Origin of the sequence: Ruminococcus sp. BSD2780120874_150323_B10 (genome assembly GCF_015553695.1) — a bacterium.
In the GTDB taxonomy this organism is placed as follows: Bacteria; Bacillota; Clostridia; order Oscillospirales; family Acutalibacteraceae; genus Ruminococcoides; species Ruminococcoides intestinale_A.
On record NZ_JADNHD010000002.1, the window covers coordinates 215193 to 224992 of the forward strand.

10 protein-coding genes are annotated in these 9800 nt (G+C 39.4%); 3 read left to right on the forward strand and 7 right to left on the reverse strand.

Going from position 1 to position 9800, the window contains the following annotated elements; translation table 11 throughout:
* Window positions 1-168: 168 nt before the first annotated feature.
* The 6 genes from I2E21_RS02555 to I2E21_RS02580 are packed head-to-tail and all read right to left on the reverse strand — an operon-like array spanning window position 169 to window position 5540.
* Window positions 169-825, reverse strand: a complete 657-nt coding sequence (locus tag I2E21_RS02555) for a TIGR03936 family radical SAM-associated protein (RefSeq protein WP_022234360.1) — start codon at window positions 823-825, stop codon at window positions 169-171.
* The gene (locus tag I2E21_RS02560) at window positions 800-2656 is read right to left on the reverse strand and encodes a TIGR03960 family B12-binding radical SAM protein (RefSeq protein ID WP_195410324.1); all 1857 of its coding nucleotides are present in this window, start codon (window positions 2654-2656) and stop codon (window positions 800-802) included. The genes I2E21_RS02555 and I2E21_RS02560 overlap by 26 nt, the downstream gene beginning before the upstream one ends.
* 13 nt (window positions 2657-2669) lie before the next feature.
* Entirely contained in the window at window positions 2670-3278 is a 609-nt protein-coding gene (locus I2E21_RS02565; protein ID WP_195410325.1) for a site-2 protease family protein, read from the reverse strand.
* Window positions 3268-3630: a hypothetical protein gene (locus I2E21_RS02570; RefSeq protein WP_195410326.1), complete on the reverse strand. Its 363-nt coding sequence runs from the start codon at window positions 3628-3630 to the stop codon at window positions 3268-3270. Before I2E21_RS02570 ends, I2E21_RS02565 begins: the two co-directional genes overlap by 11 nt.
* Before the next feature lie 42 nt (window positions 3631-3672).
* Entirely contained in the window at window positions 3673-5025 is a 1353-nt protein-coding gene (locus I2E21_RS02575; protein WP_195410327.1) for an MATE family efflux transporter, read from the reverse strand.
* 32 nt (window positions 5026-5057) lie between these two features.
* A complete protein-coding gene (locus tag I2E21_RS02580) occupies window positions 5058-5540 on the reverse strand; it encodes a VanZ family protein (protein ID WP_195410328.1) in 483 nt (160 codons plus the stop codon).
* A 225-nt stretch (window positions 5541-5765) separates the two neighbouring features.
* Between I2E21_RS02580 and I2E21_RS02585 the strand changes: the two genes are divergently transcribed.
* The 3 genes from I2E21_RS02585 to I2E21_RS02595 are packed head-to-tail and all read left to right on the forward strand — an operon-like array spanning window position 5766 to window position 9068.
* Complete coding sequence (locus I2E21_RS02585; RefSeq protein WP_186935009.1) at window positions 5766-6215, forward strand: small multi-drug export protein; 450 nt, start codon at window positions 5766-5768, stop codon at window positions 6213-6215.
* A gap of 46 nt (window positions 6216-6261) precedes the next feature.
* The gene (locus I2E21_RS02590; RefSeq protein ID WP_195410329.1) at window positions 6262-7479 is read left to right on the forward strand and encodes an aminoacetone oxidase family FAD-binding enzyme; all 1218 of its coding nucleotides are present in this window, start codon (window positions 6262-6264) and stop codon (window positions 7477-7479) included.
* A complete protein-coding gene (locus I2E21_RS02595) occupies window positions 7476-9068 on the forward strand; it encodes an FAD-dependent protein (protein ID WP_195410330.1) in 1593 nt (530 codons plus the stop codon). Before I2E21_RS02590 ends, I2E21_RS02595 begins: the two co-directional genes overlap by 4 nt.
* A 74-nt stretch (window positions 9069-9142) precedes the next feature.
* Here I2E21_RS02595 and I2E21_RS12520 read toward each other — a convergent pair whose 3' ends face one another.
* Entirely contained in the window at window positions 9143-9700 is a 558-nt protein-coding gene (locus I2E21_RS12520; protein WP_347708274.1) for a leucine-rich repeat protein, read from the reverse strand.
* Window positions 9701-9800 lie beyond the last annotated feature (100 nt).

Here is a 9800-nt window from a genome sequence, read left to right on the forward strand (position 1 = left end):
TTTGTGTGATTTTTTAAAAATCTTAATTACAGCTTAGAATACAGCTTGATATACTCAAGAAATTTTGCTGAAATTTCGTCTTCAAGTTTTTCAAATTCTTTGTCAATGCCGCCGTTAAAAAATTGCTTGGTATCAATTTGCATTGCGACTTGTAAATGTAAACATAGTTTATCTAAATAATTCCATATCAGAATTATATAAATCCTCTCTCGTAATATCGGCGTAAAATTCTTCACCCGCAGCATTTTCCAAAGCCTTGATAATAAGGTTCGGATTTGCGTTGTCGGTACTGCCTGCGGAAAGTACAATTTCAAGCTCGGCAAAATCACATTTTTCCGATAAAGAATAATTTTTAATACTTTTCTTTAAATCAACAGTCTTGTAACCCGACTTTGACTTCTTTTCAAGCATAATTTCTTCGCTTTCCAAAAGTTCTTTCAGTGCGGTATATACTTTATCAGAGTTAAGATTATCACTGCTGATTTTCATATTAAACCTTGCATACGCAATTTTTCCGGCTTTCATAATCGGCTCTGTAACCGCAAAAACCCTTATGCCCTGCGGCAGGCAGGCATTAAGATTGTTGATTAATTCTTCATCGGAAATATCTTCAATCAATTTTATATCCATACACTCGTTAATTCCTCTGAATCCGAGTGAAAGCGGCAGAGGAAAAGTTGCGAACGGGTGCGGATTAAATCCCTCGGTATGCCATATCGGAGCTTTGCTCTTGTGCAGGGCTCTTAACATACAACGGTTAAGGTCAAGGTGCGATATATAACGGCACTCGTTATCTTTCTTAAACCAAACTCTTGCGTTTTTCAAAGCACACACCCTCCCCGTATTTTGCCGCACCGCAGTTGTTGCACTTCAAACGGCAATGCGGTGTTGTTGTATTTTCATATGCTTTTTTACATTCTTTAATAAGATAATCCTTAGTTACGCCGTAGTCAAGGTGATCCCACGGAAATACCTCGTCAAAGGAACGCTGACGGTTTGCGTAGAATGTCGGGTCAATGCCGCACTCTTCAAAAATATCAAGCCATTTCTGCAAGTCAAAGCAGTCGCCCCAACCGTCAAAATGAAAACCTTTTTCGCAGGCAATTTCCATTGCTTTACACAGCTTTCTGTCACCACGGGCAAATACCGCCTCAAGGTAACTTGTGTCGGCATCGTGGTAATTAAACTGAATCTTGCGGGTTGTAATGCTTTCTTTGATATGCTGTTGTTTAGCGTGCAAAGTAGGGATTGTGTCCTGTCCGTGCCACTGGAACGGCGTAAACGGTTTTGGCACAAATGATGACGCAGAAACTGTTACTCTTACACCCTTTCCCTTTGGCTTATTCGGGCAATTATAATAAGTATCGACTACAGCCTGTCCGAGGTCGGCAATTGCCTTTACATCGTCCATTGTTTCTGTAGGCAACCCGATCATAAAGTACAGTTTTACAGTAGTCCAACCGCCTGCAAAAGCTGTTGCGCAGGTCTGCATAAGCTCATCATGCTGAACATTTTTATTGATAACATCACGCATACGCTGACTTCCCGCCTCGGGCGCAAATGTAAGTCCGCTTTTACGCACTGTTTTGATTTTATTCATAATATCGTCGGTAAAACCGTCAACTCGCAATGACGGCAGAGAAATACTGACTTTTTCGTCCTTACTCCACTCATTGAGTTTTGTAAGCAACGGCACAATCTGTGTGTAGTCGCTTGAACTCAGCGAAGAAAGCGACACTTCGTCATAACCCGTATTCTCACACAATGCTCTGCACTGCTTATTGATAACTTCGGGAGATTTTTCTCTTACGGGGCGATAAATAAATCCTGCCTGACAAAAACGACAGCCACGAATACATCCGCGGAAAATCTCCTGCACCGCTCTGTCATGCACAATTTCCACAAGCGGAACTACAAAATTATCGGGATAATAGCTTTCGTCCATTTTCTTCATAAGGCGCTTGTGAACAACAGACGGAGCACCGTGCTTTGGAATATACCGCTTAATTGTGCCGTCCTCGTTGTACTCAACATCATAAAGCGACGGCACATACACGCCCTCTATCTGTGCACATTCAATGAGAAACTGCTCTCTTGACTTACCCTCTGCTCTGCACTTTCTGTAAAGCTCCATTACCTCAAGGTCAACCTCTTCGCCCTCACCTATGAAGAAAAGGTCGATAAAATCCGCAATCGGCTCGGGGTTGCAGGTGCAAGGGCCGCCTGCGACAACAATCTGCTTTAAACCCGTACGCTCACAGGATTTAATCGGCACACCCGAAAGCTTAAGCATATTGAGCACATTTGTAAAACTAAGCTCATACTGCAATGTAAAACCGATAAAATCAAAATCCGACACAGGGTCGCCGCTCTCAAGTGCATAAAGCGGAATATTATTTTTAATCATTTCTTCTTCCATATCAATCCACGGCGCAAAAACTCTTTCACACCATATATACGGAATTGAATTAAACAAACTGTATAGAATTTTCATTCCGAGATGCGACATTCCCACTTCGTAGGTATCAGGAAAGCAGAAAGCAAACCTCACATCAACATCTTTTTTATTTTTTACAACTGCGTTAAGCTCTCCGCCAACATATCTGCCCGGCTTTTGAACCTTTAGCAACAGTTTTTCTACTTCCTTGCTGACCATTGTATTACCTCCGTCAGAAATACCTGTTATTTTTAAAAATTAATGAAAGTATAATATAACCGCATACAAACAACAGCGAAAAATTATAATCCGAATTAAAAAGTATTATAAATCCCAGCACAGCTATTGGAAATAATGCGATGAAAGTTATGATATTTACTGCCTTTTCCGCCGTATGACCCGTAAATCTGCGGCTAAGCAAAATATACAATAGCTGCCCGCCGTCAAACGACATTACAGGCAGTAAATTTAAAAGACAGAGCGACAGATTTACATAAGCAAATTTTAATAAATCTGTTCCATTACATAAGTATATCAGAAAAATAATAATAAAACAAATAAAATTAGCAAACGGCCCGAAAAAAACTATAAGAAAATTCTGTAAATCACCTCTTTGCTGTCGGCTTTCGTCATTTATTGCAATTTCAAACAATGAAATGCTGATTTTCTTCGGTTTGCTGCCGAAAATCAGCATCATTAAAAGATGCCCCGATTCGTGAATGACCACAGCAAAACTGCACATTACAAATCCGCCGAATATATCAAGTATAATACAAACGGCAATCAGGCAGAGCAATGTGTATGAAACACTGAATTTAATATTGAACAGTTCAAACTTCATCGTCTGTCGCAGTACCGAAAATTTCGGATAAATTGTAATCGTCGGGAGTATTTTCGGCTATAATTGATTTGTTAAGTTCGCCGTAATACCATTGACGGGCAGCAGTGTAAAAATCGCCGCCGACAGTTTTTATAACAAACGCAGCCAAAGCAAGCAATAAACATATTATAAGCTGCATCGTAACAAGGACTTGCGTATTGTGAGATTTTTTACGCTTTTGCGGCGGTAATTCTGTATTTTGAGGGCTTTCCTCTTCCGTTTCCGCATGCGCAGGAGTTGAATATTCGGGGCAAGAGGCACTCTGCCAACCGTCATCGTATGTAATTTCATTTGTAAAATTTTCTTCTGTCAAAACAACCACCTCAATGCAATATATGCACTGAGGTGGACAAAATTAACCTAACTTTTTAAAATCGCCTTTAACAAGATTTATAAAGAAACAAATCGCAATAGTAAGCGAGAAAATCTCGGCAATCGGAAATGCATACCAAACTGCTCCGATTCCCCAAATTCGTGAGAAAATAAACGCAATCGGTAAAATAAGCACAAGCTGACGGGCAAAAGACATAATAAGACTTCTGATTCCCTTGCCGACTGCCTGGAACAAGGTGGTAAAGATAATACCCGCTGCGGCAGGAATAAAGCAAAGACTTATAATTCGGAACGCAGGCACGCCGATCTTCATAAGTTCCTCTGTGCCGCCGAACATTGAAATAAGCTGTTCCGGGATTATCCACATTGCCAATGTGCCTAAAGTCATAATAATTACGCCAATTATAATACCACGCTTGAGTGCGGAATATACACGCTTGCGGTTTCTTGCGCCGTAGTTGTAACCGATAATCGGCATAACGCCCTGGTTAAGTCCAAAGCAAGGCATAAATACAAAGCTCTGCAATTTATAATAAACACCGAGAACCGTTACCGAAGCCTCGGAAGCGGCAAGAATACCGTTAAGTCCGACAATCATAATCGAACCTATCGACTGCATAATAATAGACGGGAAACCAACGGCATATATATTTTTTACAGTCTTCATACTGAATTTAAATTTTCTGAATGTAATTTTAATTAAATGAGATTTCAAGAAAATTATCAGAAGTGCAAAAATCATACTGCAAAACTGACCGAATACCGTTGCAACAGCTGCTCCCGTAACACCGAGTTCGGGGAACGGACCTATACCGAAAATCAAGAGCGGGTCAAAAATAATATTAATTACCGCTCCCGTGAGCTGAAACAACATCGGAAAAATCATATTGCCCGTAGCCTGCAAAGTTTTTTCGATTGTAACTTCTATAATCTCAAAGAGCGAAAAGCAGAGAACCACTGTAAGGTACTGTGTACCGTATTCTATGATATTTTCGTTGGTTGTATAAAGCATCATAAAAGGTCTTGAAATCACAATACCGAGGACAAGAAAGATTGCGTAGCTGAAAAAACTTAACAGCAGACCGTGGGTTGCAACCTCGTTTGCCTCTTTAAAATTCTTTTCGCCAAGTCGTCTTGAAACAAGTGAGTTAATACCGACGCCCGTACCGACCGCTACAGCAATCAAAAGCATCTGCAACGGATAAGCAAGTGAAGTGGCATTAAGTCCTTCCTGACTGTACTGTCCGATAAAAATACTGTCAACTACATTATACATTGCCATAATTGTCATTGAAAAAATTGCAGGCAACGACATAGTAAGTATCAGTTTTGTCATGGGCATAATGCCCATTTTGTTTTCTTTTACATTTTCCATTCGTTTCTGTTTCCTTTCCTAATCTTAAATATTCATTTATTTTCACTTTTAGCGATAAAACGCTTTTTGTATATCAAAAAAATAAAAAGCATTATTAATGTGCCGAAAATCACACCCGAAAAGTCGAGCAGTACATCTGTAATCATTCCCGCTCTGCCCTCTACATTAAGTTGTATGGTTTCGTCACAGACCGCAGTCGCAAGTCCGCAAAACATTACATTTATATAGTATTTATACGGTTTCAGTTTGTCAAAAGCAAATGCGCATGACATAAGCATTGCTCCTATTGCCGTATATTCACAGAAATGAGCGGATTTTCTCACTATATGGTCAGTAAGTTCGGGAGTAAAACCTAAAAAGTCTAAAATTTTCTGCAAAAATTCAAGTACATTTCCGCTTTCTTCCGATGATATATCAGCAGGCATCGAGGAATGAATAAATGCAAATGCCACAAGGGCTATCGTTATTATAATTAAAATCGCTTTGGCTTTTTTGCCGCAACTGTATGTAGCCATTTTTAGTCACCTTGTATTATTTTACACAAATCTGCATAATATGTCAATCGACAAATAAAGGAATGGTTATATTTTAAATGTATGTTAAAATTTTGCGTAAAAGCTGTAGTTTTTTAGACAAAAAATAAATTGCAATATATATCGGTATCTGTTATACTATTTTAGTACCTTTATTTTGAAAGGAGTATTGTTTTGTTAAACTATATCTTGGTATTTTTGATTGCTATGGTTCCTCTTATTGAGCTGAGAGGTGCCGTTCCGTTCGGTGTAGGAATGCAGCTTGATTTATTCTGGGTGTATGTCCTCGCTATCTTAGGTAATATGTTGCCCGTACCTTTTATATATTTCTTTGCAAGAAAAATTCTTGTATGGGGCAGCGACAAAAAATTTATAGGCAAATTCTTTAAATTCTGCCTTGAAAAAGGCGAAAAGGGCGGTAAAAAATTGCAGGCAAAGGCCGGCAGAGGTTTGTTCTTCGCTTTACTTTTATTCGTAGGTATTCCTCTCCCCGGTACAGGCGCCTGGACAGGTACACTTGCCGCAAGTATGCTCGATATGGACTTTAAGTCAAGCGTAATTGCAGTAATGCTCGGTGTAATTCTTGCAGGTATAATTATGGGACTTGCAAGTATGGGCTTATTCGGCGGATTAAGCGCAATTTTTGCTCCAAAATAAAAACCGACGGGCAGCTTTGGCTGCCCTGTTTTTTAGGATGATAACTTTGAAAAATACAAATTATGATATAATAACGGTCGGTGCGGGTGCTGCGGGACTTGCGGCGGCTATATCGGCAAAACGAAATAACAGAGATTTAAAAATAGCAATTCTTGAGGCTCAAAGCAAAGCAGGCAAAAAAATTCTTGTTACAGGCAACGGCCGCTGTAATCTGACAAATACCAATGTCAGTAAAGAATTTTATCACGGCAGTTTTGATGTTTCTAAAATCTTAAACAGATTTTCCGCAGAAAAACTTATAAATTTCTTTTCAACCTTAGGTCTTGTATGCGACACAGAAACGAACGGACTTGTTTATCCTCATTCAAGACAAGCAAGTGCCGTGCTTGATGTTTTGCTTATGGAAATTAAAAGGCTGAAAATCGAAATCATATGCGACTGCAAAGTTGAACTTATCCGTAAAAAAGGCGAATTTTTCAATATAAAAACCTCGAACGGAGAATACACCGCCAAAAAAGTAGTTATGTCATGCGGCGGAAAGGCCTTTCCTACAGCAGGCGGCACAGGGCTCGGACTTGATGTTATAAAAAATCTCGGTCATAAAATCACGCCGTTATTCCCTGCCCTCTGTCCCATTCAGGTCAAAAGTGATTTTATGAAAAGTCTTAAAGGAATCCGTGCTAAAGCGGAAGTTACTCTTTATGACGCCGAAAAAGCAATAAAAAGCGAAATCGGCGAAGTACAGTTTACGGATAATGCACTTTCGGGAATTTGTGTGTTCAATCTCACAACTCTTTTACCCAAAACCAAAAATCCGATTATTTCCGTAAATCTTACAAAAGATTATTCGTATATAGAATTATTAAATTTACTTTATGACAGAAAAAAGCTGTTTGCAAATGAACCGCTCGAAGAATTTTTCACGGGTCTTTTTCATAAAAAAATAGGAACAGCACTTATTAAAAGCATTACAAACAAAGCATTGACAGAAAGCTGTAAAAAGTTAAGCGACAAAGAACTAAAATCACTTGCGAATTTAATTCAAAATTGGAAATTTGAATGTAAACAATGCAAAGATTTTTCAAAAGCGCAGGTAATGCTCGGCGGCGTAAACGGAAACGAAGTAAACGGCTATACATTTGAAAGCAAAGTTGTAAAAAATCTATACATCTGCGGCGAAGCACTCGATGTTTGCGGAGATTGCGGCGGATTTAACCTGCATTTTGCTTTTGCAAGCGGTATTATAACAGGAGAAAACCTATGATAAGAATAAGCAATATACATTTACCTCTTGACTACACAAGCGAAACCGTCTTAAATAAAGCGGCAAAACTTATTAATGTAGATAAAAAGTTTTTTAAAAGCTGTACGATTTTCAGACGCTCGATTGACGCAAGAAAAAAGGATAATATATTTTTTCTTGCAACCGTTGACGCAGAACTTTTTGTAAACGAAGAAAAGATATGCAAAAAATTTAAAAATGCCGAAATCGCAGAAAAATATGAATATAATGTTGAAAAATTCAGAGGTACGGTCAGCCCTGTGGTAGTCGGAGCAGGCCCTGCAGGATTATTTGCCGCACTTATACTTGCACAGAGCGGTGCAAATCCGATTTTAATCGAGCGTGGCAGAGATGTAGATACCCGAACGGAAGATGTACATAACTTTTGGAAAAGCGGTATTCTTGACACAACAAGCAATGTACAATTCGGCGAAGGCGGTGCCGGAGCTTTTTCTGACGGTAAACTTACCACAGGCACTAAAGACACCCGTCAGCGCAAGGTACTTATTGAATTTGTAAAACACGGAGCACCTGACGAAATTCTTTACAATGCAAAACCCCACATCGGCACTGATAAATTAAGACCTACTGTAAAAAGCATACGAAATGGAATTATCCGCCTCGGCGGAAAAGTTATGTTTGAAACAAAACTTATCGGATTTTCAGCAAAAGACAATTCTGTTACAGGTGCGGAAATTGAGCATAACGGAACTAAACAAACCATTGATACCAATGCAATTATCCTTGCAATCGGACACAGCGCCAGAGATACTTTTGAAATGTTAAATGAAAAAGCTATACCGATTGAGGCAAAAGCATTTTCTGTCGGTGCAAGAATTGAGCATCACAAAGAAATGATTGATAAATCACAGTACGGAAAATTTGCAGGCAACAAAGCGCTTGGAGCAGCAAGCTACAAGACAAATGTTCACCTTGAAAACGGCAGAGGCGTATATACATTTTGTATGTGCCCGGGCGGAAAAGTTGTAAATGCCTCAAGTGAAGAAAATCGACTTTGCACAAACGGAATGAGTGAATTTGCAAGAAATGAAGAAAATTCAAATGCCGCCTTACTTGTCGGGATTACACCTGCCGACTATCAATCGGAAAATCCGCTTGCAGGAATGTATTTTCAGCGTGAACTTGAGCATAAAGCATTTGTTGCCGGAGGAGAAAACTTTAATGCTCCGGTTCAGCGTGTATGCGACTTTATTGAAAATAAGGCAAGTACAAAAATCGGTGATGTAAAACCGTCTGTAGGTCCCGACTTTACACCGACCGACCTTAATAAATGTCTGCCTGATTTTATAACAAACTCAATGCGACAGGCAATAGTGCAAATGGATAAAAAATTACACGGTTTTTTATACGGTGACGCTGTGCTGACAGGTGTTGAAACCCGCAGTTCATCGCCAATCAGAATTATGAGAAACAACAATTTACAAAGTATTTCGGTAGCAGGACTTTATCCGTGCGGAGAGGGCGCAGGCTACGCAGGCGGAATTATATCTGCCGCAGTAGACGGAATTAAATGTGCGGAGAAAATTATAGAAAATTCCATATCGGAATAAAAGCAAAATTACAGCAAGCAAAAAGTGCAGTTCATACGAGCTGCACTTCTTTTGTTTATAAGGTATATGAATATTTAATTTTGAGCTGCAATATACATCTGAAGTTCTGTTACATCTAATACTGTAAGCTGACCGTCACCGTTGAGATCGAGTGCCTCAAGTACCGCCTTGTCGCTTTCATCTATTATAGGCATACCGTCATCATTTTTAGAACCCGCAATATGTAACTGCATAGATGTAACATCGGAAACATTTACAACCCCGTCACCATTTGCATCACCCTTGAGCACTTTTTTGCCATCAATAGCCACAAATTTCAGCTTGTTGCTATCGGTGTAAGAGTTTACATAACTCTGTGCATACGAACCTTCGTAGCCATAAATTGTAATGTCTGAGTTAAGGAGGAAGAATAATCTATCGCCAATTGAGGTTACGCTCTTCGGAATAGTTACACTTTTAAGATTGTAGCACTCTGTAAAGGCATACTCTTCAATAGTTGAAACACCGTCCGGAATTACTACGCTTTCAAGGCTTGTGCAACCCCAAAAAGCACAACCCTTAATGTATGTAAGAGTTTTGGGAAGAGTGATGCTTTTCAAATTTGTTTTATTATAAAACGCACCACGAGCAATGTGGTGACCCCCAAAAGTTAGATTTGAAAGCGTAGTGGCTTTTAGCTGCTACGCTTTTGTTATGCAACTAAGGCATTAATCCTGTACTCAACCGGACTTA